At 73.8% G+C, this 21,775-nt stretch carries 22 protein-coding genes and 1 riboswitch; of the genes, 11 read left to right on the top strand and 11 right to left on the bottom strand.

What is annotated here, in order from left to right; genetic code table 11:
• The first annotated feature begins 11 nt into the window (after positions 1 to 11).
• Positions 12 to 1,367 (top strand): class II 3-deoxy-7-phosphoheptulonate synthase, encoded by a 1,356-nt coding sequence (locus tag ABTZ17_RS15965; protein WP_352196212.1) that lies wholly within the window; start codon positions 12 to 14, stop codon positions 1,365 to 1,367.
• 155 nt (positions 1,368 to 1,522) lie between these two features.
• Positions 1,523 to 1,798 carry a (2Fe-2S)-binding protein gene (locus tag ABTZ17_RS15960; protein ID WP_502994694.1) on the top strand — a complete coding sequence of 92 codons (276 nt, stop codon included), beginning with the start codon at positions 1,523 to 1,525 and terminating at the stop codon, positions 1,796 to 1,798.
• 29 nt (positions 1,799 to 1,827) lie between these two features.
• Here ABTZ17_RS15960 and bfr read toward each other — a convergent pair whose 3' ends face one another.
• Positions 1,828 to 2,304 (bottom strand): bacterioferritin, encoded by a 477-nt coding sequence (bfr, locus tag ABTZ17_RS15955; protein WP_352196210.1) that lies wholly within the window; start codon positions 2,302 to 2,304, stop codon positions 1,828 to 1,830.
• Between the two features lie 183 nt (positions 2,305 to 2,487).
• On the opposite strand from bfr, the gene ABTZ17_RS15950 reads away from it, so the two are divergent.
• Complete coding sequence (locus ABTZ17_RS15950) at positions 2,488 to 3,120, top strand: sulfite oxidase-like oxidoreductase (protein WP_352196209.1); 633 nt, start codon at positions 2,488 to 2,490, stop codon at positions 3,118 to 3,120.
• 13 nt (positions 3,121 to 3,133) lie between these two features.
• On the opposite strand, the gene ABTZ17_RS15945 is transcribed toward ABTZ17_RS15950, so the two are convergent.
• The 5 genes from ABTZ17_RS15945 to thiO all read right to left on the bottom strand — a co-directional run bounded on the left by ABTZ17_RS15945 (position 3,134) and on the right by thiO (position 8,264).
• Complete coding sequence (locus tag ABTZ17_RS15945) at positions 3,134 to 4,015, bottom strand: deoxyribonuclease IV (RefSeq protein ID WP_352196208.1); 882 nt, start codon at positions 4,013 to 4,015, stop codon at positions 3,134 to 3,136.
• Positions 4,016 to 4,022: 7 nt separating this feature from the next.
• Positions 4,023 to 5,945, bottom strand: coding sequence for a Stk1 family PASTA domain-containing Ser/Thr kinase (pknB, locus tag ABTZ17_RS15940; RefSeq protein WP_352196207.1), 1,923 nt, complete (start codon positions 5,943 to 5,945; stop codon positions 4,023 to 4,025).
• A gap of 136 nt (positions 5,946 to 6,081) precedes the next feature.
• Positions 6,082 to 6,876: a thiazole synthase gene (locus ABTZ17_RS15935; RefSeq protein WP_352196206.1), complete on the bottom strand. Its 795-nt coding sequence runs from the start codon at positions 6,874 to 6,876 to the stop codon at positions 6,082 to 6,084.
• Positions 6,877 to 6,879: 3 nt separating this feature from the next.
• Complete coding sequence (gene thiS / locus ABTZ17_RS15930; RefSeq protein ID WP_352196205.1) at positions 6,880 to 7,080, bottom strand: sulfur carrier protein ThiS; 201 nt, start codon at positions 7,078 to 7,080, stop codon at positions 6,880 to 6,882.
• Positions 7,077 to 8,264 carry a glycine oxidase ThiO gene (thiO, locus tag ABTZ17_RS15925; protein WP_352196204.1) on the bottom strand — a complete coding sequence of 396 codons (1,188 nt, stop codon included), beginning with the start codon at positions 8,262 to 8,264 and terminating at the stop codon, positions 7,077 to 7,079. The genes thiS and thiO overlap by 4 nt, the downstream gene beginning before the upstream one ends.
• Positions 8,262 to 8,374: riboswitch (TPP riboswitch) on the bottom strand. (Overlaps the previous gene by 3 nt.)
• A 127-nt stretch (positions 8,375 to 8,501) precedes the next feature.
• Between thiO and ABTZ17_RS15920 the strand changes: the two genes are divergently transcribed.
• The 5 genes from ABTZ17_RS15920 to ABTZ17_RS15900 all read left to right on the top strand — a co-directional run bounded on the left by ABTZ17_RS15920 (position 8,502) and on the right by ABTZ17_RS15900 (position 13,095).
• Positions 8,502 to 9,797: an NAD(P)/FAD-dependent oxidoreductase gene (locus ABTZ17_RS15920; protein WP_352196203.1), complete on the top strand. Its 1,296-nt coding sequence runs from the start codon at positions 8,502 to 8,504 to the stop codon at positions 9,795 to 9,797.
• A 103-nt stretch (positions 9,798 to 9,900) separates the two neighbouring features.
• Positions 9,901 to 10,266, top strand: a complete 366-nt coding sequence (locus tag ABTZ17_RS15915) for an Rv2175c family DNA-binding protein (RefSeq protein ID WP_352196202.1) — start codon at positions 9,901 to 9,903, stop codon at positions 10,264 to 10,266.
• A 69-nt stretch (positions 10,267 to 10,335) separates the two neighbouring features.
• On the top strand, positions 10,336 to 11,007 hold the full coding sequence (gene thiE, locus ABTZ17_RS15910) for a thiamine phosphate synthase (protein ID WP_352196201.1): 672 nt from the start codon (positions 10,336 to 10,338) through the stop codon (positions 11,005 to 11,007).
• Positions 11,008 to 11,175: 168 nt separating this feature from the next.
• A complete protein-coding gene (gene metF / locus ABTZ17_RS15905) occupies positions 11,176 to 12,090 on the top strand; it encodes a methylenetetrahydrofolate reductase [NAD(P)H] (protein ID WP_352196200.1) in 915 nt (304 codons plus the stop codon).
• A gap of 42 nt (positions 12,091 to 12,132) precedes the next feature.
• Positions 12,133 to 13,095, top strand: coding sequence for a hypothetical protein (locus ABTZ17_RS15900; protein ID WP_352196199.1), 963 nt, complete (start codon positions 12,133 to 12,135; stop codon positions 13,093 to 13,095).
• A 128-nt stretch (positions 13,096 to 13,223) separates the two neighbouring features.
• On the opposite strand, the gene ABTZ17_RS15895 is transcribed toward ABTZ17_RS15900, so the two are convergent.
• From ABTZ17_RS15895 to ABTZ17_RS15875, 5 genes are all read right to left on the bottom strand, one after another.
• On the bottom strand, positions 13,224 to 14,672 hold the full coding sequence (locus tag ABTZ17_RS15895; RefSeq protein WP_352196198.1) for a phytoene desaturase family protein: 1,449 nt from the start codon (positions 14,670 to 14,672) through the stop codon (positions 13,224 to 13,226).
• A 44-nt stretch (positions 14,673 to 14,716) separates the two neighbouring features.
• Positions 14,717 to 15,364: a DUF4126 domain-containing protein gene (locus tag ABTZ17_RS15890; RefSeq protein ID WP_352196197.1), complete on the bottom strand. Its 648-nt coding sequence runs from the start codon at positions 15,362 to 15,364 to the stop codon at positions 14,717 to 14,719.
• Positions 15,365 to 15,447: 83 nt separating this feature from the next.
• Positions 15,448 to 15,840 carry an SCO2097 family morphological protein gene (locus ABTZ17_RS15885; protein ID WP_352196196.1) on the bottom strand — a complete coding sequence of 131 codons (393 nt, stop codon included), beginning with the start codon at positions 15,838 to 15,840 and terminating at the stop codon, positions 15,448 to 15,450.
• Between the two features lie 287 nt (positions 15,841 to 16,127).
• On the bottom strand, positions 16,128 to 16,886 hold the full coding sequence (locus ABTZ17_RS15880; protein WP_352196195.1) for a methyltransferase: 759 nt from the start codon (positions 16,884 to 16,886) through the stop codon (positions 16,128 to 16,130).
• A gap of 91 nt (positions 16,887 to 16,977) precedes the next feature.
• Positions 16,978 to 17,448: an SAV_6107 family HEPN domain-containing protein gene (locus tag ABTZ17_RS15875; RefSeq protein WP_352196194.1), complete on the bottom strand. Its 471-nt coding sequence runs from the start codon at positions 17,446 to 17,448 to the stop codon at positions 16,978 to 16,980.
• A gap of 193 nt (positions 17,449 to 17,641) precedes the next feature.
• Between ABTZ17_RS15875 and ABTZ17_RS15870 the strand changes: the two genes are divergently transcribed.
• From ABTZ17_RS15870 to ABTZ17_RS15860, 3 genes are read left to right on the top strand one after another with little or no spacing between them, the layout of a single operon-like run.
• A complete protein-coding gene (locus tag ABTZ17_RS15870) occupies positions 17,642 to 18,775 on the top strand; it encodes an ATP-binding cassette domain-containing protein (RefSeq protein WP_352196193.1) in 1,134 nt (377 codons plus the stop codon).
• The gene (locus tag ABTZ17_RS15865; protein WP_352196192.1) at positions 18,762 to 20,843 is read left to right on the top strand and encodes a YhgE/Pip family protein; all 2,082 of its coding nucleotides are present in this window, start codon (positions 18,762 to 18,764) and stop codon (positions 20,841 to 20,843) included. The genes ABTZ17_RS15870 and ABTZ17_RS15865 overlap by 14 nt, the downstream gene beginning before the upstream one ends.
• Positions 20,844 to 20,862: 19 nt before the next feature.
• On the top strand, positions 20,863 to 21,474 hold the full coding sequence (locus ABTZ17_RS15860) for a TetR/AcrR family transcriptional regulator (RefSeq protein ID WP_352196191.1): 612 nt from the start codon (positions 20,863 to 20,865) through the stop codon (positions 21,472 to 21,474).
• Positions 21,475 to 21,775: the final 301 nt, after the last annotated feature.

Genomic DNA, 21,775 nt, shown 5'->3' with positions numbered 1-21,775 from the left:
AGGGTGGTCCCGTGACCGTGAACAGTGAGACCCACGCCCCCGCCTTCAAGGCGACCTGGCGAGACCTTCCCGCGGCGCAGCAGCCTGTGTACCCCGATGCCGAGGCTCTGCGCGATGTGATCGCGGACCTCGAATCGTATCCGCCGCTCGTCTTCGCGGGCGAGTGCGACCAGCTGCGCACCCGCCTGGGAGCGGTCGCCCGGGGCGAGGCCTTCCTGCTCCAGGGCGGCGACTGCGCCGAAGCGTTCGACGCGGTGTCCGCCGACCACATCCGGGCCAAGCTGAAGACGCTGCTCCAGATGAGCGCCGTCCTCACCTACGCCGCCTCGGTGCCGGTGGTCAAGGTCGGCCGCATCGCCGGCCAGTACTCGAAGCCCCGCTCCAAGGACACCGAGACCCGCGACGGCGTCACCCTGCCGACCTACCGCGGCGACTCCGTCAACGGCTTCGCCTTCGACGAGGCATCCCGGATCCCGGACCCCGAGCGCCTGAAGCGGATGTACAACGCCTCCGCCTCCACGCTCAACCTGGTCCGCGCCTTCACCACGGGTGGCTACGCCGACCTGCGCCAGGTGCACGCCTGGAACCAGGACTTCGTGAAGTCCTCCCCGTCGGGCCAGCGCTACGAGCAGCTCGCGCGGGAGATCGACAACGCCCTCAACTTCATGAAGGCGTGCGGCACCGACCCGGCCGAGTTCAAGGCGGTGGAGTTCTACGCCTCGCACGAGGCGCTGCTGCTGGACTACGAGTCGGCGCTGACCCGCGTGGACTCCCGCACCGGCAAGCTGTACGACACCTCCGGCCACATGGTGTGGATCGGCGAGCGCACCCGCCAGCTGGACCACGCGCACATCGAGTTCTGCTCGCAGATCGCGAACCCGATCGGCATCAAGCTGGGCCCGACCACCACGGTGGACGAGGCGCTCACCTACATCGACCGCCTCGACCCCGAGCGCGAGCCGGGCCGGCTGACCTTCGTGGTCCGCATGGGCGCCGACAAGGTCCGGGACAAGCTCCCGGAGCTGGTGGAGAAGGTCACCGCCTCGGGCGCGACCGTCGCCTGGGTGACCGACCCGATGCACGGCAACACCTTCGAGGCGGCGTCCGGCCACAAGACCCGCCGCTTCGACGACGTGCTCGACGAGGTCAAGGGCTTCTTCGAGGTCCACAAGGCGCTGGGCACCCACCCGGGCGGCATCCACGTGGAGCTGACCGGTGACGACGTCACCGAGTGCGTGGGCGGCGGCGACGAGATCTTCGTCGACGACCTGCACCAGCGCTACGAGACGGCCTGCGACCCGCGGCTCAACCGCAGCCAGTCGCTGGACCTGGCCTTCCTGGTCGCGGAGATGTACCGCGATCAGTAGGGAGCTTCCTACGACGGTGGGGCGCGGATCGATGTGATCCGCGCCCCATCGTCGTTTTCCGGTCTTTCACGGCCGGAACCTGCCGGGTAAGGTTAGGTTAGCCTCACCGAAAGACGGGAAGGCATACCGTACGTTTCCCACTGCCTGCCCGGGAGGTGAACCGCGTGTACGTCTGCTCTTGCTTCGGCATCACCGACAAGCAGGTCAAGGAGCACGCGGAGGCCGGAGCCTGCACCCCCCGGCAGATCGCCTCGGCGACCAAGGCCGGCACGGACTGCGGTTCCTGCGTCCGGGCCATCCAGGGGATCCTCGGACGGGGCGGTTGCCCCCGTCGCCAACTGCTGGACCAGGGGCGCACCGGGGCCGTCCTCGCCGCCGATCCGGTGCCGGATGTCGTGGCGGCCGGACCGGAGCTGGCCCCCGCCGCCTAGGGCGCGCCCCGCCGGGCGCGCGGCCCGCGTCAGCTGGGCTGCTCGACCAGCTGCGCGATGTACAGCGGCTCGCCGAGGCTCTCGATGAGCTCCAGCTGCGTGTCCAGGTAGTCGATGTGGTGCTCCTCGTCGGCCAGGATCTCCTCGAAGAGGTTGGCCGAGGTGAAGTCGCCCTTGCCGCGCATGACCTCGATGCCCCGCTTCAGGCGGTCGATGGCCTCGACCTCGACCTGCCGGTCCGCCTGGAACATCTCCGTGAGCGTCTGGCCGACGCGCACGTGGAAGAGTCGCTGGTAGTTCGGCAGCCCGTCCAGCATCAGGATGCGCTCGGTGATCTTGTCCGCGTGCTTCATCTCGTCGATGGATTCTTCACGCGTGTACTTGGCGAGCTTGGTCCAGCCCTTGTTGTCCTGGATGCGGTAGTGCAGCCAGTACTGGTTGATCGCCGTGAGCTCACCGGTGAGCTGTTCGTTCAGGAACTCGAGGACTTCGGGGTCGCCCTGCATCGCAGAGGCTCCTTCCACATTCCAAAAGAGTGACGGGCAGTGGGCGCATCCTTGCACCGCGTCGCGAAGTGCGTCCAGTAAGTGTTTCCTTAGTGGGAGATGGCTGGAGTTGCCCCGAATCGGGGTCCGGGATCGGGACCTGCCTGGTCACGACCACCCCGGCCCGTCTGTCACCATGGAGACATGGGTCAGCCGGAAAGCCGGGAATCTCCGGGAGTGGATCAGCTGGAGCTTCCCCCGGGGCAGCGGCTCCAGCGGGGCTGGCCGGTCACCCACTACGGGCCCGTACCCAAGTTCAAGCCGGACCGCTGGGAGTTCAGGGTCTTCGGCGCCACCGCGGACGGCGAGAAGCACTGCTGGAACCACGAGGAGTTCGGGGCCCTGCCCTTCTCCACGGTCGTGGCCGACCTGCACTGCGTGACCAAGTTCAGCATGATCGGCGCCGAATGGGGCGGGGTCTCCGCCCGCACCCTCCTCGAACTGGCCCCGCCCGCCGCCGACGCCACCCACGTCATGGTGTGGGCCGAGTACGGCTTCAGCTCCAACATGCGCCTGTCGGACTTCGCCGCCGAGCGCACCGTCTTCGCCACCCACCAGGGCGGCGAGCCCCTGACCGCCGAACACGGCTTCCCGCTGCGGCTGGTCGTGCCGCACCTGTACGCGTGGAAGGGCCCCAAGTGGGTCCGCGGCGTGGAGTACATGACCGCCGACCGCCGCGGCTTCTGGGAGGAGCGCGGCTACCACAACATCGGCGACCCCTGGCGGGAGCAGCGCTTCTCCTATCAGGAGGTGCCGGGCGACGGCCCGGAGTTGTAGACCCCCGAAACGGTCAGAAGGAGTCCCTGAGCTCCTTCAGCCGGGCCACGTCCGCGGCGTGCCCCTCCTTGCCGCCCGGGGTCTCGATCACCAGCGGCACCCCGGCCGTCTCCGGGTGACCGAACAGCTCCCGGAAGGCCCCCTCGCCGATGTGCCCGGCGCCGATGTTGGCGTGCCGGTCCTTGTGCGCGCCCACGCCCTCCTTGGAGTCGTTGGCGTGGATCAGCTTCAGCCGGCCCGGCCCCACCGTCTCCGTCAGCAGGTCCAGGGTCTCCTTCACCCCGCCCGGCGCCGACAGGTCGTGTCCGGCGGCGAACACGTGGCAGGTGTCGAGGCAGATGCCCAGCTTCGGATGGGCGTCCAGGGCCTCGAAGTACGGGCCGAAGTCCCAGGTCCGCGAGCACAGCGAGGAGCCCTGGCCGGCCGTGGACTCCAGCAGCAGGAACGGGTCGTCCTCGTGGTCCAGCTCCTCCAACAGCGGCAGCATGTGCTGCCTGACCTGCGCGAACGCCAGCTCGCGGGGGCGGCCCCCGGTGGCCGAACCGGTGTGCACCACCACGCCGAGCGCCCCGATCGCCCGCGCCCGGCGCAGCGAGTGCCGCAGCGACTCCACCGACTTCTCCACCGTGGCCTCGGTGTGCGAGCCGAAGTTGATCAGGTACGGGGCGTGGACGTACGCCGGGACGCCCTCCTCGGCGCAGGCGGCCCGGAACAGCTCGTCCTGTGCCGGGTTCCCGGTGGGCGTGGCCCAGCCCCGCGGGTTCGCGACGAAGACCTGCACGGCCTCCGCCCCCATCTCGCGGGCGTAGGACAGGCCCACGGTGGCCAGGCCGCCGGCGACGGGCACGTGCCCGCCGACCGGATTGCGGAGGGCGGCGCTGTCGTTGCTGCTCACGTGCGGGTCACAGTCCCTTGAGTCGGATGGTGATCGTGCTGCCCTCGGGGGCGTTCTCGCCGCCCTTCACGGACTGGGCGGCCACGTCGTCGCTGAAGCTGAGGAACGGCCGGTCGACCTTGACCGCGAACCCGGCGGCCTCCAGCAGCCGCTTGGCCTCCTTGACCTCCCGGCCGGTGACGTCCGGCACCGCGACCATGCGCGGGCCCTCGGACACGGTCAGGGTCACGGAGTCGCCGGCGGCGGCCCGGGCCCCCGCGGTCAGGGACTGACCGGCCACCGAGCCCGCGGGCTGCGGGGAGTTCACCTGCTCGGGGGCGACCGAGACCTTCAGCCCCAGGTCCTCCAGGACCCGCCGGGCCTGCTCCTGCGGGGTGCCGACCACCGAGGGCACGGTCACCGGGCGGCCCTTGCTGACCACGAGGGCCACGGCCGTGTCCGGGGAGCGGGAGCTGCCTGCCGCGGGATCGGTGGAGATCACCGCGCCCGCCGGGACCTCCTGGCTGAAGGCGCGGGTCACCACCCCGGGGGCGAGTCCGGCCCCGGCCAGCTCCGCCTTCGCCGCCGCCAGCGGCAGCCCCTTGAGCTTCGGCACGGTGACGGTCTCGGGCCCGCGCGACACCACCAGGGTCACCGCGCCGTTGCCGCGGATCCGCGCGCCGCCCTCCGGGTCGGTGCCCATCACCGTGCCCCGCTCGTACGCGTCGCTGAACTCCTTGCGGGTGCCCTTGACCGCCAGCCCCTCACCGGTCAGCCGTTCCCGGGCCGCCGCCTCCGTCTTGCCGAGCAGGCTCGGCACCCGCGTGAACTGCCCGGAGCTGATGTACCAGACGCCGGTGCCCAGCCCGAGCGCCAGCACCGCCGCCACGAGCACCAGCAGCGGGCTCCGGCCGGGAAGCGCGGGCCGCCGGCCGCGCCGGCCGGGCCGCACCGGGGGAGCGGGCGGCTCCGCGGGCGCCGTCGAGAGGCGGGCCGTGTGGTGCACGGACGGCCCCGGAGCGGGCCGCGGCACCACGCTGGTGCGGTCCTCGGCGGCCGACCGCTCGGCGGACCGGGCCTGCGGGGGCAGCGCGTCGAGCTGTTCCTCCGTGGCCGCGGCCCGGGCCGCGCGGGCCAGCCCGAGCAGGGCCACCGCGTCGGCGGGCCGCAGCTCCGCCCGGCGGGCCGTGGCCGCGGCCACCAGCGCGTCCAGCTCGGCGGGCAGGCCGGGCACGGTCGCGGAGGGCGCGGGCACGTCCTCGTTGAGGTGCCGGTACAGCACCTGCGCGGGGCTGTCCCCGGAGTGCGGCTTGGTGCCCGTGAGCATCTCGTACAGCACCACGCCGCAGGCGTACACGTCGACGCGGGTGTCGGTGGCGCCGTTCTCGATCTGTTCCGGAGCCAGGTAGGAGACCGTGCCGAGCACCGCTCCGGTGGTGGCCGTCTCGCTGCCCACCGCCCGGACCAGCCCGAAGTCGGCCACCTTGACCCGGCCGTCGTCCCCGATGAGCACGTTCTCGGGCTTCATGTCCCGGTGCACGAAACCGGCCCGGTGCGCCGCCCCCAGCGCGGCGAGCACCGGCTCCAGGATGTCCAGGGCGGCCCGCGGCTGGAGCGCCCCGCGCTCGCGCAGCACGTCCCGCAGGGTGCAGCCCGGCACGTACTCCATCGCCAGGTACACGAACGGGCCGTCCGCACCCTGGTCGAACACGGCCACCACGTTGGGGTGCGCCAGCCGCGCCACCGACTTCGCCTCGCGGATGAACCGCTCCACGAAGGCCGTGTCGGCGGCGAGCGCCGGATGCATCACCTTCAGCGCGAGCACGCGGTCGAGGCGGGTGTCCACGGCCCGGTAGACCGTGGCCATCCCGCCGACCGCGATACGGGCGTCGATGCGGTACCGGCCGTCGAGCAGGCGCCCGACGAGGGGGTCTTCAAGGGTCGTGTCCACCGGTGAAGTCTACGAGCCCCCCTCGGGCCCCCGACCTGCCCGTCCCCCGCTTGCAGCCGACCTGTGACGGGGACCCGGTCCCCGCGGGCGCCGGTGCCGGGCCCCGGGATCGGGCAGGGGCCGGCCGGGCCGGGGCTCAGAAGGCGGGTCGCTCCGGATCCAGCACCGCCCGCCCCTCCACCGGCGAGGACGCCTCCGCGAAGTGCCGCCGCGGGATCCGCCCCGCCCGCCGGGCCAGCCGCCCCGCCTCCACCGCGTGCCGCATCGCCTCCGCCATCAGCACCGGCACCTGCGCCCGGGTCACCGCCGAGGCCAGCATCACCCCGGCGCACCCGAGCTCCATCGCCAGCGCCGCGTCGGAGGCGGTGCCCGCGCCCGCGTCGAGGATCACGGGGACCGATGCCCGTTCCACGATCAGCTCGAAGTTGTGCGGGTTGCGGATGCCCAGCCCGGAGCCGATGGGGGAGCCCAGCGGCATGATCGCCGCGCAGCCCACGTCCTCCAGCTTCCGGGCCAGCACCGGATCGTCGTTGGTGTACGGCAGCACCGTGAAGCCCTCGTCGACCAGGGTCTCGGCGGCGTCGAGCAGCTCCTCCCCGTCGGGCAGGAGGGTCCGCTCGTCCGCGACCACCTCCAGCTTGACCAGTTCGGTGCCCAGGGCCTCGCGGGCCAGCCGGGCGGTGAGCACGGCCTCGCCGGCGGTGAAGCAGCCCGCCGTGTTCGGCAGCACCTCGATGCCCAGCCGTTCCAGGACGGACAGCACCGAACCCTGCACGGTCGGGTCCAGCCGTCGCATGGCCACCGTGGTGAGCTGCGTGCCGGAGGCCACCAGCGAGCGCTCCAGCACGTCCAGGCTCGGGGCCCCGCCGGTGCCCATGATCAGGCGGGAGGAGTAGGTCCGGCCGCCCAGCAGGAACAGGTCGTCGGCCATCGCTCAGCCCCCCTGCACCGCGGTGAGGACCTCGACCCGGTCCCCGTCCGCGACCTCGGTCAGTGGCCAGCGGCCGCGCGGCACCACCGTCTCGTTGAGGGCGGCCGCCACCCCGGAGGGGGCGGAGGTCAGACCCGCGACGACGGCGTCGAGGGTGGTGCCGGCCGCGACCTCGCGCGGCTCGCCGTTGACGGAGATGGTCATGCGAAGGACTCCTCACGGGCGGCGGCGAACCGCCGCGGACTGAACGGACGGGCCAGGTCCGGGACTTCACCGGTGGCCAGGACCTCGGCGAGCACCTCACCGGTCAGCGGGGTCAGCAACACCCCGTTCCGGTAGTGCCCGGTGGCCAGGTGCAGGCCCGGCAGGGTGGACGGGCCCAGCAGCGGGGCGTTGTCGGGGGTGGCGGGCCGCAGCCCGGCCCGGGTCTCGGTGAGCGGCAGTTCGGTGATGCCGGGCACCAGCTCGTGCGCGTCGCGGAGCAGTTCGTACACCCCGCCCGCGGTCACCGTGGTGTCCCAGCCCTGCTCCTCGCTGGTGGCCCCGACCACCAGCTCGCCGTTCTCGCGGGGCACCAGGTAGATCTGGCCGCCGCGGACCACCGCCCGTACCGTCCGGCTCAGGAACGGCGCGTACGCGGGCGGCACGGTCAGCCGCAGCACCTGCCCCTTCACGGGACGCACCGGCGGCAGGGCCTCCGGGGGCACCCCCGCCAGCCGCCCGCTGAGGGAGCCCGCGGCCAGCACGGTCTGATCGGCGGCCACCACCGTGCCGTCGGCGAGTTCGGCCCCGGTGGCCCGGTCCGCGGCCACCGTCAACCGGACGGCGGCGCTCCGGTGGAAGAGGACCCCGGCCCGCTCGCAGGCCACGAGCAGCGCCGCGGCCAGCCGCCGTGGATCGACCTGGTGGTCCCCGTCCACCCGCAGCCCGCCCCGCACCCCGGGCGCGAGCATCGGCTCCAGCCGGCGGCACTCCCGGCCGGTCAGCCACTGGGCCTCCAGCCCGCAGCGCTGTTGGAGGGCGTGCAGCTCGCGCAGGTGCGCCCGGTCGTCGGCGTCGAGCGCCACGGCGAGGGTGCCGCACTCCCGGAAGCCGATGTCGAGCCCCCCGGACGCCTCGGCCAGCTCCTCCGCGAACCGCGGATACCGCTGCGCGGAGGCCAGGTTGAGACCCAGCAGGGTCTCCTCCCCGTAGTGCAGCTCGGTGACGGCGGCCAGCATGCCCGCCGCGACCTGCGCGGCCCCGCCGCCGGGCGCCGGGTCCGCCAGGGCGGTCCGCAGTCCCCGCTGCGCCGCCCGCCAGGCCGTCACCAGACCGATGATCCCGCCCCCGATGACGAGGACGTCCGACCCCGGGTTCCCCGGTGGTCGTCGTACGGATGCGTGCATGGGCGTCCAGCCCCTCCCTTCGCCGGCATGACCCGGATCAGGTTCGTACGGTCGGAGGCCGGTCAGCCTCCCTCTCAGCCCGGTGCGCCCGGACTCCCGCGATGGATGTGTCGGCCAGCCTAGCCCCCGCCCTCCGCGCCGTTAAGGCACCCCGGCCCGGACCTCCCCCCGCACCCCCGCCGCGCACCCCCTCCCCGCCTCTCCCTCACGGCCCGTCAGCCCGACTAGGGTGACGGGGTGAGCGAGCAGCGGACAGAGCAGGCCCGGGACGCGGGTACGGACCGGCACGTCGTGGTCGTCGGCGCGGGCATGGCCGGGGTGCAGACCGCCGTGGCCCTCCGGGAACGGGGCTTCACCGGCCCCGTCACCGTGCTCGGGGCCGAACCCCACCAGCCCTACGACCGACCCCCGCTGTCCAAGGCGGTCCTCCTCGGCAAGGCCGAGGACTCCGCCTTCGACGTGGACTTCGCGGAGCTGGACGTCACCCTCCGCCTCGGGGTCGAGGCCACCGGCCTCCGCCCGGCCGAACGTGTCCTGGACACCTCCGCCGGCCCCGTCCCCTACGAGGCCCTCGTGCTGGCCACCGGGGCCGAACCGCTGACCCTGCCCGGCTCCGAAGGGGTCCCCGGGGTGCACCTGCTGCGGACCCTCGACGACGCCGCCCGGCTCCGTCCGGTGCTCGCGGCCAAGCACCGGATCGTGGTGGCCGGGGCGGGCTGGATCGGCGCCGAGTTCGCCACCGCCGCCCGCGAGGCCGGCTGCGAGGTCACGGTGGTCGAGGCCGCCGGGCAGCCGCTCGCCGGGGCCCTCCCCGCCGAGGTCGCCGCCCCCATGGCCCGCTGGTACGAGCAGGCGGGCGCCGTCCTCCTCACCGGCACCCGGGTGGCCGCCGTGCAGGAGGGCCGGGTCCTGCTCTCCGACGGCCGGGAACTGCCCGCCGACGCCGTCGTCGTCGGCATCGGGGCCCGCCCCGCCACCGGCTGGCTCGCCGGGTCCGGGATCGAGCGCGGCCCGGACGGCTCCGTCACCGCCGACGCCCGGCTGCGCACCTCGCTGCCCGGGGTGTACGCCGTCGGGGACTGCGCCTCTTTCCCCTCCGCCCGCTTCGGGGAGCGGCTCCTCGTCCACCACTGGGACAACGCCCTCCAGGGGCCCCGCACGGTGGCCGCCGACGTCCTCGCGGACACGGCCGGCGCGCCGGCCGCCGGCGCCGCGGTGGTCGGGGTGCCCGTCGAGGCCCCGGACTACGACCCCGTGCCCTACTTCTGGTCCGAGCAGTTCGGCCGCTTCGTGCAGTACGCCGGCCACCACCGCCCCGAGGACACCCTGCTGTGGCGGGGCGACCCGGCCGAGGACACCTGGTCGGTGTGCTGGCTGCGCGGGGGGATCCTCACCGCGGTGCTCGCCGTGGGCCGCCCGCGCGACCTGGCCCAGGGCCGCAAGCTGATCGAGGCGGGTGCCCGGGTGGACCCGGACCGGGCCGCCGACCCGGCCGTTCCGCTGAAGTCGGTGGCGCTGCCCGAGCCCGTCTGACCACGGGAGCGGACCCGGGCGGACCCCGTCGGGCCGGGGCGGCGGGGACCCGTCCGCCCGCCTCGGGTACCGGCTGTCCGTTCGGGATGGCAGGCTTGTCCACGTGACCGAGATCGACGCAAAGACCGATGCCCTCGTACCCGGCTGGCTCTACCTCCCCGACATCGCCGAAATGCTCGGCGTCGAAGTGACCCGGGTCCGCCAGCTGGTCAAGGAGGGCCAGCTCCTCGCCATCCGCCGGGGCGAGAACCGCTCCCTGCAGGTGCCCGCCGCCTTCATCGACGGGGACAAGGTGACCAAGGGCCTCAGCGGCCTCCTCACCGTGCTCCGGGACGACGGCTTCTCCGACGAGGAGATGCTGGAGTGGCTGTTCACTCCGGACCCGACCCTGCCGGGCACCCCCGCCCAGGCGCTGAGCGAGAATCGCGGCACGGAGGTCAAGCGCCGGGCTCAGGCGCTCGCCCTCTGACCTGATCCGCTCCACGCGGTGCGCGGTCCGCCCCGGCCCGCGCACCGCCCGCCCCGGGGGGTTGTTCCGATGTCCCAGCCAGCTGCGGTGACCGCAGACCTCCGTGCCCGGCTCGCCGGCGCCCGGCTCTACCTGTGCACCGACGCCCGCAAGCGCCAGGGCGACCTGCCCGAGTTCCTCGACGCGGTCCTCGCCAACGGCGTGGACGTCGTCCAGCTCCGCGACAAGGGCATGGAAGCCGGTGAGGAGCTGGAGCACCTCGCCGTCTTCGCCGAGGCCGCCCGCCGGCACGGCCGGCTCCTCGCCGTGAACGATCGCGCGGACGTGGCCCACGCCATCGGCTCCGACGTGCTGCACCTGGGCCAGGGCGACCTGCCCGTGCCCGCCGCCCGCGCCGTCCTCGGATCCGCGGTGCTCATCGGCCGGTCCTGCCACGCCGAGTCCGAGGTGGCCGCGGCCGCCGCCGAGCCGGGTGTGGACTACTTCTGCACCGGCCCCTGCTGGCCCACCCCCACCAAGCCCGGCCGGCACGCCCCCGGCCTGGACCTCGTCCGGTACGCGGCCTCCCTGGAACAGGACCGCCCCTGGTTCGCCATCGGCGGCATCGACGAGGGCAACCTCGACGAGGTCCTGGACGCCGGGGCCCGCCGGGTGGTCGTGGTCCGTGCCCTCACCGAGGCCGCCGACCCGGCCGCCGCCGCCGCTTCCCTGGCCCGCCGGATCCGCGCCCGCACCGCCTGATCCGCCCGGTCCGGCCCCGAGGGCGCCCGGAGGAGCGGGTCCGCACACCTGCTCCCGGCCCTTCCGGAGGGTCTGGTTCCGGGGCGTTTTCCGGCCCGAGTGTCCAAAGTGGTGTCCGAAAGGTGGACGCGTCTTTGGAGGATCATGGACCGCGTCTAACCTGCCGGTATGGCCCTAGGTACCGCTTCCACCCGCCCGGACCGCGCTCGCACGGTCCGCGAGATCCTGGCGTCCGGGGAGCCCTCGTACTCCTTCGAGTTCTACGCGCCGCGTACCGAGAAGGGCGAGCGCAGCCTGTGGAACGCGCTGCGCCGCGTCGAGGCCGTCGGGCCGAGCTTCGTCTCCGTGACCTACGGGGCGGGCGGTTCCACCCGCGTCGGCACCGTCAAGTCCACCCGGGACATCGCCGCCGACACCATCCTCACCCCGGTCGCCCACCTCACCGCCGTGGACCACTCCGTGGCCGAGGTGCGCCAGGTGCTCCGGCAGTACGCCGACGCCGGCATCCGGAACATGCTCGCCGTGCGCGGGGACCCGCCCGGCGACCCGATGGGGGAGTGGGTGCAGCACCCCGAGGGCCTGCTGTACGCCGCCGACCTGGTCCGCCTGATCAAGGAGTCCGGGGACTTCTGCGTGGGCGTCGCCGCCTTCCCCGAGATGCACCCCCGCTCCACCGACTGGGACACGGACATCCGGCACTTCGTCGACAAATGCCGTGCGGGTGCGGATTATGCGATCACACAGATGTTCTTCCACCCGGAGAGCTACCTGCGGCTGCGCGACGCGGTCGAGAAGGCCGGCTGCGACACCCCGATCATCCCTGAAGTCATGGCCGTTGTGAACGCCCGGACCCTGGACCGGCTGCCGCAACTCAGCACCGCGGTCTTCCCCGCGGACGTGAAAGAGCGCATCCTCGCCGTCAAGGACGATCCGGCCGCTGTACGCTCCATTGGCATCGAGTTCGCCACGGAGTTCTGCGCGCGACTGCTGTCCGAGGGTGTCCCGGGGCTGCACTTCATCACGAACAACTCCACGGCGACTCTCGAAATCTACGAGAACCTGGGCCTGCACCAGCGGGCCTAGCCCGGCCGTACCCGTGGGCGGCCGTACCGAGAGGGGCCATGCATGGGCTTGACGGTCCTCTACATCGCGTTCGGCTTCGTCGCGTTGTGGCTGCTCGCCGAGGTGCTGCTGCAGAACAAGGCCCGCCTGCGCTGGCGGTTGCTGGCGTTCGCGGGCTTCTCGGGAGTGGTCGCCGGGGTGCTCCTGCCCTCGGTGATCGTGATCGGGGTCGGCGCGGCCGCCTTCGCGGTCGGCCAGACCCTCGTCACGCTGTCCTTCCGGCGCGGCTTCGAGGCGGGCTGGGCGCTGCGCCGCCGGTCCGGCGCGAAGGGCGGCAAGCCGGGCAAGGGCGCCAAGGGCGGCAAGGGCACGGGCGGGAAGAAGAAGCCCGCGCGCCGGGAACCGGCCCTGGAGGTCTCCGGGCTGGAGTACGGCCCCGGGGAGCCGGCCGCGGCCGGGGACCCGAGCGGTCCCGCCGACACCGCCGTGTTCGCCGCCGTGGACGCCGACCCGGCCGCCGGCACCGGCTCCTGGGAGCCCGAGGGACAGCCCGCCTTCGCGGACGCGGGTGCCCCGCAGGGCGGCTACCAGTACTCCGGCTACTACGACCCGCAGGGCCGGGAGAGCCCGGAGCCGTACGCCGACAGCCCGTACGCCGCCTCCTACGAGGGCGGCTACGCCGAGCAGCAGTACCCGCAGCAGGGCGGCTACGACTACGGCACCGGCCCGCAGCCCGTCCACCCCGGCTACCAGGACCCGTACCCGGGCACCGACGGCCAGGGCCACCCGTACGCCGCGCAGCACGACGGCTACCTCGGAGCCGGCCAGGAGACGTACGCCAACCACCAGGACCCGTACACCAGCCACCAGTACGCCATGGACACCCCGCCGGGCGGGGTGTGGGTGCCGCAGCAGCGCGACGTGCACCAGCCCCAGGCCCAGCCGTACGGGCAGCAGCCCGCGGCCGAGGGCGAGCAGGCGTACCCGTACCAGGGCACGGGCGAGTACGAGCAGTACCGGTACTAGAACCGGGCCCGAGGCGTCACGACGGAGGGGGCGGCCGCCCGTGGTGAGGACCGCGAGCGGCCGCCCCCTCCGCGCGTCCGCCACGGATCCCCGACCACCGGCCGGGGCCCGTCGGCCGGGGTCCGCCGTCAGCGGGAGCCGCGGAAGTCCGCGCCCTCCACGATCAGCCCGGCCACCAGGGCCCCGGTCATCCCGGCGTGGGCCAGCCCGCCGCCGGGGTGCGCCCCGCCGCCCGCCAGGTACAGGCCGGGCAGGGAGGTGGTGTTCGCCGGGTGCAGCAGTCGGCCGCCCGCCGAGCCGGCCAGGGCCGGGGCGGGCACCTGGCCCCCGGGGGCGCCGGTGTGGGCGGCCACGTCGGCGGGGGTGCGGGTCTCGTGCCACAGCAGGCGGTCCCGCAGACCGGGCACCTCGGCCTCGGCGGCCGCGAGCAGGGTCGCGGTCAGTCGGCCGTCGGGGTCCCCGCTGCCGGCGGGCACGACCGCGGTCAGGGTGACGGCCTCGTGGTCGGGGTCGGGCCGGGTCCCGGGGTCGTCCGGGCGGACCACGGTCACCTGGGCCGGTCCGGTCCCGCCGGCGCCGTGCACCAGGGTGCGGTGGGCGGCGCCGGCCGGCCGGGGGCCGCGCAGGGCGCAGAAGACGGTGAGCCGGGAGGGTCGGGGTTCCCCGGGGCCCTTGGCGCCCTCCGGCCACAGCGCGCGGTCGGGCAGCAGACCGGCGAGCACCCGCGGGTCCACGCCCGCCACCACGGCGTCGGCGGGCACCTCGGTGCCGTCGGCGAGCAGCAGCCCGCTCGCCTTCCCGTCGGATTCCAGGACCCGGTCGACCGCCGAGCCGAAGCGGAACTCCACTCGCCGCTCCCGGCAGCGGTCGTGGACGGCGTCGGCGAGGACCCTCAGGCCGCCCCGCGGGTACCAGCTGCCGAAGGTCTGCTCCATGTAGGGCAGGACGGCGGCCGCGGCGGGGGAGGCGGCGGGGTCCAGTCCGTAGGCGAGGACGCGGTGCTCCAGCAGGGAGCCGAGGGGGCCGCCGAGCTCGTGCCGGGCCACCTCGGCGAGGGTGGGCGGGCGGCGGCGCAGCAGTCCGCCCTTGCGCAGGGCGGGGTACGGGTCCCGGGCGAGGACCTGCCAGTCCGGCCACAGGGGTTCTTCGAGCAGCGGGCGGCGGGTGGCGTCCCAGGCGTCGCGGGCCCGGTTCAGGACGGCCGCCCAGCGGTCCCCGGCACCGGTGCCGAAGGCCGCGTCGAGGGCGGTGGCGGCGCCGCCTCGGGAGGCGCCGGGCAGGGAGACCACGGTCCCGTCGGGCAGGACGTGCCGGACGGCCGGGTCCACCTGCTCCAGGGGGACGAGGTCCTCCAGGGGCTTCCTGCCGGTCTTCACGAACAGGTCGCGGTAGACGGCGGGCAGATGGAGGAGGGTCGGGCCGGTGTCGAAGGCGAAGCCTTCGCGGGCGAAGCGGCCGACCGCCCCGCCGTGGGTGTCGGACCGCTCGTACACCGTCACCGTGTGCCCGGCCACGGCGAGCCGGGCGGCCGTCGCCATCGCGCCCATACCGGCGCCGATCACCGCAATTCTTGCCATGACCGCGACTGTAGCGGCCGGGGCGGGCCGGTCCGGCCGCCGGGTCAGCCGCCGGGTGGGCCGCCCGGGCCGCCGGGCCCGCCGGGTCCGCTCCGGGCCGCGTGGGCGATCCGGCGTTCCTCCTTGCGCTGGGCCCGACGGCGCAGGAACCGACGGATCCGGCTCCACATGAACACCAGCAGGGCCAGTCCGATCAGCAGCAGCGCACCGGCGATGATCGCGGCGGCCACGGGGTGGAACATGGCGAAGGTGATGATCCCGGCCACGCCCAGGTCCTCGGCGGTGCTGGCGGCGATGTTGGTGACCGGTTCGGGGGAGGTGTTGATGGCCATGCGGGTGCCGGCCTTCACGAAGTGGCTGGCCAGCGCGGTGCTGCCGCCGACGGCCCCGGCGGCCAGGTCGGAGAGGGAGCCGCTCTGCCCCGCGAGCAGGGCGCCGACCACGGCTCCGGACACGGGTCGGATCACCGTGTGCACGGCGTCCCAGGCGGAGTCCAGGTACGGGATCTTGTCGGCGACGGCCTCGCACAGGAACAGCGCGGCGGCCACCAGGAGCACGTCGGTGCGCTGGAGGGAGGCCGGGACCTCGTCGGTGATGCCCGTCGCGCCGAAGATGCCGAGCAGCAGGACCACGGCGTACGCGTTGATCCCGCTGGCCCAGCCGCTGGTGAAGACCAGGGGGAGCACACTCACCGGATCATCATGCCGCACGGAGGTGCCTGAGGGGTGCCCGTCCGTGGCGGACGGGCACCCCTCAGGTCAAAGACGGCCGGGCGCTACTGGCCCTGTTCGTCGCGGCGGCGCTGCCACCGGTCCTCGATGCGGTTCATCACGGAGCGGCGCTGACGCCCCTGGCCCCCGCGGGCCGCGCCGGGCGCGGCCTGTTCTCCCGGCTTGGGCGCCTTGCGCCATCCGGTGACCGCGAGTACCGCACAGCCGAGCATGACGAGGAATCCCACCACGCTGATCCAGAGGAGGTTCGGCGCGACCATTCCGGTCATGAGGAGCGCGATACCCACCAGAAAGCCTGCGACTGCCTGGTAGACCCGTCGTCGGGTGTACGTACGCAGCCCGCTTCCCTCAAGCGCTGTCGCGAACTTGGGATCTTCGGCGTACAGCGCTCGCTCCATCTGCTCGAGCATTCGCTGCTCGTGCTCCGAGAGCGGCACGGGAGTCCTCCTCATCCGTCGGTCGCGAAGGGTGGCGACCGGGGGTCCCCTCCAGGATAGGCAGGGATGCGCCCCCGTGAAACCCGCCCCTCTACGCCACGTTCTCTCTTTAGGGCACTGCTCCGGGAACTGAGCACTGCGCCTGACCGTACCGTCGGGGGGCGGTCGCTGAGGCGCTTATTCCCCGACCACCGCTCCGCCATGCGGGCCGGTGTCCCCCGATCATACGGCGCGGACCGGCGTAACGGAGGTTCTGTGGCCTACTCCATCCGGGACAGCGCCGCAGATCAGGCGTGCTTGGTCCCCAGGACGTGCAGCTGGGTGGCCACGGCGTGGAAGGCGGGCAGCTCGGCGGCGGCCTCCTCCAGCTTCAGGAGGGCCTCCACGGCGCCCGGCTCGGTGTCCACGAGGACCCCCGGGACCAGGTCGGCGAAGACCCGGACCCCGTGCACGGAGCCGACCTCCAGGCCGGCTCCGGCGACGAGCTCGGAGAGCTGCTCGGCGGTGAAGCGCCGGGGTACCGGGTCCCCGGAGCCCCAGCGACCGGCCGGGTCGGTGAGGGCGGTGCGGGCCTCGGTGAAGTGTCCGGCGAGGGCGCGGGCCAGGACGGCCCCGCCGAGGCCGGCGGCGAGCAGGCTGAGGACGCCGCCGGACCGCAGGGCGGCGACGGCGTTGGCCGCGCCCTCGGCCGGGTCGTCCACGTACTCCAGCACGCCGTGGCAGAGGACCACGTCGTAGCTCTCCCGGCCGACGACGTCGAGCAGGCCCTGGGCGTCGCCCTGGACCCCGGTGACGAGATCGGCGACCCCGGCCTCGGCGACCCGGCGTTCCAGGCCGAAGAGGGCGTTGGGGCTGGGGTCGACCACGGTGACCCGGTGGCCGAGCCGGGCGAGCGGCACCGCGAACCTGCCGGTGCCGCCGCCGGTGTCCAGCACGTCCAGGGCCTCCCGACCGGTGGCCTTGACCCGGTTGTCCAGGGCCTCCTTCAGGACCTCCCACACCACGGCGGTGCGGAGGGAGGCACGGGGGCGGGAAGTGTCCGACACGGCTGATGACTCCTCGGCGCGGAACCGCCAGGGGCGGCGGGGTGGGAAACGGATCTCGCGCCCACCCTATTGCCTCCGGCGGCCGGGCCGGTCATCCCGCGTCGGGGCGCTCCGTACGGGGCGTCGGAAGGGTCGGGGGCAGGGCCAGCATCCGCTCCACCAGGCGGAGGAACATGCCCGCGGAGCGGAGCAGGTCGTCGGCTTCGCGGGGCCCGGCGGCCTCGCGTATGCCCGCTTCCGCGCGGGCCCGGCGGGCCGCTCCGGAGGCGAACAGGGCGCTCCACTCGGCGAGCTCGGGGGCTATCTCGGGCAGCAGCTCCCAGGCGCTGCGGATGGCGGGCCTGCGGCGGCGGCCCGGGGGCTCCGGTCGGGCCCGGGCGGCGAGGACCGCCGCGGCGGTGCGCAGGGCGGCGAGGTGGGCGGTGGCGTAGCGCTCGTGGGGCGGTTCGAGGCGGGCGGCCTCGTCGAGGCCGTTCCGTGCCTTGGTGAGCAGGTCGAGGGCGGCCGGCGGGGCCGTGGCCCGGCGGAGGACGGGGTGGACATCGGCGGCGGGTGTTGCCATGACGTACCTCCTGTCATCTTCCTGACTACTTCTCAACTTTCTGGCGGTGCCGTTGCCTCCATGGTGAAGGTGCCCACTGACAATGCACCTGAACTGCGCTTTTCCTCACAGAGTGGGGGCGGTTTTGACGGGGCGGAGGGTTGCGCCCTAGTTTTTGTACTGACCAGTCAGTTCAAAGGGGAGGGACAGGGGAGTGGACATTCCGCACGGCGCGGCCGTCAGGGCCCGGGACTTCGGACTCAAGGGTCCGCGGGGCTGGGCCTTCCGGAGCGTGGACCTGGACGCGGAACCCGGCACGCTGATCGCCGTCGAGGGCCCCTCGGGCTCCGGGCGGACCTGTCTGCTGCTGGCCCTGACCGGCCGGATGAAGCCGACCGAGGGCCACGCGGAAGTCGGGCGCTTCCGACTGCCGAAGAAGATGGCCGCGGTCCGGCGGATCGCGGGCCTCGGCCCGGTCCCCGGGGTCACCGACCTGGACGCCTCCCTCACGGTGGGGGAGCACCTGCGCGAGCGGGCCCTGCTCCAGGGCCGGTACGACGCCCCGGTGCGCGGCCTGTTCCGCTCCCCGGCGGAGCGGTCCCGGCAGGTCGCCGCGCGCGTGGACGAGGCCCTGGCCGCGGTCGGCCTGGACCCGGCGGCCCTGCCCCGGGGCCCCCGCACCCCGGTCCGGGAGGTGGAGCGGCTCGATGAGCTGCGGCTCTCCCTGGCCCTGGCCCTGATCGGCCGTCCCCGGCTGCTGGCCCTGGACGACACGGACCTGAAGCTCTCGGACCCCGAACGGGCCGAGGCGTGGGCCCTGCTGCGCTCGCTCGCGGACCGGGGGACCACCGTCCTGGCGGTGTGCAGCGAGGCGCCCGAGGGCGCCCTGGTCGTCCGCACCGGGCCCGCGGCCCGTCCGGAGACCGTGGCGACCGCCGCGGCGGTCCCGGCGGCGGAGGAGCCGCCGAAGGTCCTCCTCCCCAAGCGGGTCCGCAAGGCCCGGGCCACCGCCGCGGCCGGGGGGAAGCCCGAGGGCGCGGTCGGCACCGCGAGCGCCGACGGGGCCGTGGCCACCGAGGAGGACCGGCCGGGCGGAGGCCCCGGACGCGCCGGGAGCGCCGAGGACGCCGAGCGCCCGGAGGAGACCGACGGCACCGGCACCACCGAGACCGCCCGGAACACCGAGCACGACGACGACACCGCAGACACCGCAGACACCGCAGACGTCACCGACACCGCGGACGCCTCGGACACCGCGAACCCCGGGGAGTCCGGGGCGGCCGAGCGGGCCGACGGGGCGGAGAAGGCCGGAACGGCCGGAAAGGGGGCAGGCGATGCGCTCGCCTAGGCTGGCCGTACTGGAGCTGCGGAAGTTCGGGCGGGGCAGGCTGCCCCGGGCCGCGCTGGTGGCGCTCCTCCTCCTGCCGCTGCTCTACGGCGCCCTGTACCTGTGGTCCTTCTGGGACCCGTACAGCCGCCTGGACAAGGTGCCCGTGGCCCTGGTCAACGAGGACACCGGGACCACCGTCGACGGCAAGCGGATCGAGGCCGGCGACGAGATCACCAAGGGCCTCCACGAGAGCCGCACCTTCGACTGGCGCGAGGTCAGCGCCGCCGAGGCCAAGAAGGGCCTGGAGGACGGGCGTTACTACCTGAGCCTCACCATGCCCACCGACTTCAGCGCCAAGATCGCCTCCAGCTCCGGCGACGACCCCACCACCAGCGCCCTCCAGGTGCGCACCAACGACTCCAACAACTACGTCGTCGGCTCCATCTCCAAGACCGTCTTCTCCGAGGTCCGCGCCTCCGCCTCCAGCAACGCCTCGCGCGGCTTCCTCGACAAGATCTTCATCTCCTTCTCCGACATCCACGGCAAGACCAAGGAGGCCGCGGACGGCGCGGACCGCCTCAGCGACGGCATCGGCGAGGCCAAGAAGGGCTCCAAGGACCTGGCCGCGGGGCTGGACACCGCCAAGGAGAAGACCGGCGAACTGACCGCCGGGCTCCGCAAGCTGGAGCGCGCCGCCGTCAAGCTGGAGGCCGGCTCCGACAGCGTCGCCGACGGCAACGAGGTCCTGGCCGGGAAGGTCAACTCCTACGCCGACAAGGCCCGCCCGATCCTCAGCGAGAACGTCAAGGAGATCGCCGCCGGCGCCGAACTCGTCGCGGACACCGCCCGGACCGTCCGCAAGCACCTCGACACCTTCGTCAAGGCCGCCCCCGCCGCCGAGCGCGCCGCCAAGGCCGCCGCCGAGGACCTGGACGCCGTGTACGAGCAGCTGTGCACCGGCGGCGAACAGAACGCCGCCTGCCCGCAGCTGAAGAAGGCCAAGGACTCCGCCGCCGAGGCCGCCGAGCTCGCCACCGACGTCAACGACCTGGTCAAGACCTCCGGCGGGGACCTCGACAAGCTGGAGGAGCAGCTCAAGACCCTGGAGAAGCAGGCCCGCAACCTCGCCGCGAAGGCCCCCGGCCTCGCCGGTGAGCTCGACGAGGCCGTGGCCAAGGTCGACGCCCTCAGCACCGGCGCCCGCAAGGTCGCCACCGGCATGGCGCAGCTCCACACCGGCATCAGCAAGGCCGGCAACGGCTCCGCGGGCATCGACGACGGCGTCGGCCGGCTCGGCGACGGCGCGCACAGCCTCGACGGCGGCATGTTCAAGCTCGTGGACGGCTCCGGGGAACTCGCCGGCGGCCTCCACGACGGGGTCGCCAAGATCCCCGACTACGACAAGCAGCAGCGCGACCAGCGCACCGAGGTGATGGCCGATCCGGTCCAGCTCGCCGCGCAGTCCCTGCACAAGGCCCCGAACTACGGCACCGGCTTCGCCCCGTACTTCATCCCGCTGTCCCTCTGGGTCGGCGCGATGGTCGCCTACATGCTGGTCCAGCCGCTGAACCGGCGCGCCCTGGCCGCCGGCGCCTCCCCCTGGCGGATCGCGCTGGCGGGCTGGCTGCCCGTGCTGGCCATCGGCACCCTCCAGGTGGGCGCCCTGATGTCGGTCCTGCACTGGGGACTCGGACTGGAGATGTCCGCGCCCGCCCTCACCGTGGCCTTCCTGGTGCTCGTCACCGGCTGCTTCGCGGCCATCGTGCAGTGGCTCAACGCCAAGTTCGGGGCGGCCGGCCGCATCCTGGTCCTGGTCGTGCTGATGCTCCAGCTGACCTCGGCGGGCGGCACCTACCCGGTGCAGACCAGCCCCGGATTCTTCAACGCCATCCACCCCTACCTGCCCATGTCGTACGTGGTGGAGAGCCTGCGCCGGCTCATCACCGGCGGCGACCTCACCCCGGTCTTCCAGGGCGGCGCGGTGCTCGTCGCCTTCACCGCCGGCGCCCTGGCCCTCACCGCCCTCGCCGCCCGCGGCAAGCAGGTGTGGACCATGGACCGGCTGCACCCGGATCTGAGCCTGTAGACCTGTGAGAATCAGCGCCATGGACAGCACCAGCACCACGCGGCGGCAGGCCACCCGGCAGAAGCTGTACGAGGCCGCCGTCACCCTGATCGCGGAGCAGGGCTTCTCCGCCACGACGGTGGACGAGATCGCCGAGCGCGCCGGGGTCGCGAAGGGCACGGTCTACTACAACTTCGCGAGCAAGACCGTGCTCTTCGAGGAGCTGCTGCGGCACGGAGTCGGACTCCTCACCGCCTCCCTGAAGGAGGCCGCCGAGGGCACCGAGGCCCGCGGCGGCACCAGGGTCGAGGCCCTGGACGCGATGATCCGGGCCGGGCTCGTCTTCATCGACGCCTACCCCGCCTTCACCCAGCTGTACGTGGCCGAGCTCTGGCGCACCAACCGGGCCTGGCAGTCCACGCTGATGGTGGTGCGCGGGGAGGCGGTGGCGGTCGTCGAGACGGTCCTGCGGGAAGGCGTCGAGCGCGGTGAGCTGAGCTCCGAGATCGACGTGCCGCTGACGGCGGCGGCGCTGGTCGGCATGGTGCTGGTGGCCGCCCTGGACTGGCAGTCCTTCCAGCGCGAACGGTCCCTCGACGACGTGCACTCGGCGCTGTCGCTGCTGTTGCGGGGCAGGGTCAGCGGGGGCTGACTCCGGCCGGTCCGGCCGGGCCCGTTCCCCCGGGGTCCCGCCGGACCGGCGGCCCGCTCGTCGAGACGGGAACGGCAGAGGGCCCGGTCCCGTCCGCCGCCCCGTGTCGGCGGTCGGGGTGCCGGGCGCCCCTTCCGTGGCCACCACTCTTCCGTCCTCGCAGGTGGGAGCCCATCCGTGCGGATACTCAGATGTGCCTCTGAGTACGGATACTCAGTTCTACGCCGCAGGTGGGGTGGGGTGGCACCGCCGACCGGGCGAGCCCGTGCCCGCGCGTGCGGGGGCCTCCTCCCCGTCCCGC

The sequence above is a fragment of the Streptomyces sp. NPDC097619 genome, assembly GCF_040302735.1.
Lineage (GTDB): Bacteria > Actinomycetota > Actinomycetes > Streptomycetales > Streptomycetaceae > Streptomyces.
The sequence above is the reverse complement of the archived record's forward strand: the minus strand, read 5'-3'. Positions and strand labels throughout refer to the sequence as shown.